The organism is Paraburkholderia translucens, assembly GCF_020881035.1.
Classification (GTDB): domain Bacteria; phylum Pseudomonadota; class Gammaproteobacteria; order Burkholderiales; family Burkholderiaceae; genus Paraburkholderia; species Paraburkholderia translucens.
The window spans coordinates 1-1695 of sequence record NZ_JAJITC010000043.1 but is presented as its reverse complement, the minus strand read 5'-3'; the positions used below and the strand labels follow the sequence as shown (position 1 = coordinate 1695).

The 1695-nt window shown below is 60.4% G+C and carries 1 protein-coding gene; it reads right to left on the bottom strand.

The window, feature by feature from the left end:
• Nucleotides 1-22 precede the first annotated feature (22 nt).
• The gene (locus LJ655_RS30005) at nucleotides 23-1609 is read right to left on the bottom strand and encodes an integrase catalytic domain-containing protein (RefSeq protein ID WP_230564772.1); all 1587 of its coding nucleotides are present in this window, start codon (nucleotides 1607-1609) and stop codon (nucleotides 23-25) included.
• Nucleotides 1610-1695: the final 86 nt, after the last annotated feature.

Here is a 1695-nt window from a genome sequence, read left to right as displayed (position 1 = left end):
CGTGTTGCCTCACGGAATGATGTTACTCCCGGGTAGTTGTCACGGTCCCGTTGTTTTGCGATGAAGGCTGGCGCTGCGTAGCGGCGCCAGCCTTCATCGCGTCGGCGTCGCCGAGTATCCGCGTCACCAGTTCTCTGGCACGATTCGATCGCCATACCTTCACACGGCGCTGCAAGGTGCGCAGTTGTGCTCCGGAATACATTGCGGGAGCCATCGCAGTGAGACGCTCATGGAGCTTTTGCGCTGTAATGCCGGGCTCCGTTTCGAGCCATTGCTGTATCTTCGGCCAGGTATGCTCGAACGGATCTTCCCGGGTGCGCCAGTCGTGTGGGACGCGCGCTTTTCGGTGATGCGTCGGCCGGACCTCACCGGCCTGCCACGCTGTTCCAAGACTTGCCAGGAAATCCGCGAGTGGAACTTGATCAGGTGTTTTAGTCTCCGTCGGCGCCGAGCCGGAAGCGCTGCATTCTGCGACGCATTGTTGGGCTTCTCGCATTCGACGTAAGAGGTCCAGTGGGTCGAGCGCCCTGAACTGGGCACGCAGTCGACGTTTGGTTGACTCCGGTACCGAAGCCGAACGCAGCACGCGCTCGAGCGGGGTCAAAGGCGTTTCGTAGCGCTTGGTCACCTTTGCGCCGTGACGTGTCTTTGATTTCAGCTTGAACGACGGCTGGAAGAAGTTGATGTACAGCCGCGAAACCTCGTAAAGGGCGGCAAGTGTTTGCGTGGCTTCGAGGCCGCGTAACCGGCCATACCCAACGAGGCGGCGCACGACTGATCCATTCTTCTGCTCGACCCACGCCTGGTCGTTTTTCTTGTAGGCACGTGAGCGTGTCAGCTCGATACCCGTTGCCTTGCAGAAGTCGAACATGGCCGCGTTCATGAAGGCAGTATCGTTATCGCAATCCAGACCACGCAGCGGAAACGGCAAGGCACGGCTAACACTCTCGATGTGCTCCAGAACGAACGCCCCACTGCGATACGGCATGGCCAGGCATTCGGTCCAGCCGGTCGCGATATCTGTCATCACGAAGCTGTGCACGAAGTCGCCGTCGATCTTGGTGCCACCACAGTGCTCGACGAAATCAACCTCGAGATAGCCGGGCAACGGATCGTTCCAGCCAGAGAACGTGCGGATCGGCACCGCACGGCGAATTGCATTGCCGACTCCGCCAGAGCGCCGGCGTTGACCGGCGAATGCCTGGTCGCGTACGTCCCGCAGCAGTCGGTCAATGGTGGCGGCACTTATCTGGTTTAGCCGTTGGCGAACCCACTTCGATAGCGTCAGGTGACCATGCCGTGTCATGGAGTCGATCAGCGTCGGAATGAGCGCCTTCAGGCGCTTGCCGCAGATCCGGTCGGCAGCTTCCCACAGCGTGATCAATGCGGCCCGCACCTCGTCATCGTAGCGTCGCGGCGGACCGGGCTTCGCCCTCGACGGCTGCGGCTCCCGGCACAGCACACGGATGGCGTGCTTGCGGTGATAGCCCGTCACCTCAACAAACTCATCCAGGATCTCGCGCTTCTCGTTCCGGCCAGAACGGCGGTACCGCTCACCGACTGCCTCAGTCAATTCCCGTCGTGTTGTCATGCTGAGCTGCCTCGCCATAAGTCGCTCCCGCCAGCATTCTGACGGGTAGCAAATTACATGAGGCAATGCCCGTGGCTCGGTAACAAAAAAACTGAGTCAATGCG

What these genes read in the sequence shown, in the direction of transcription:
- LJ655_RS30005 (WP_230564772.1), bottom strand. Translation starts at nt 1,609, where the DNA reads ATGGCGAGGCAGCTCAGCATGACAACACGACGGGAATTGACTGAGGCA.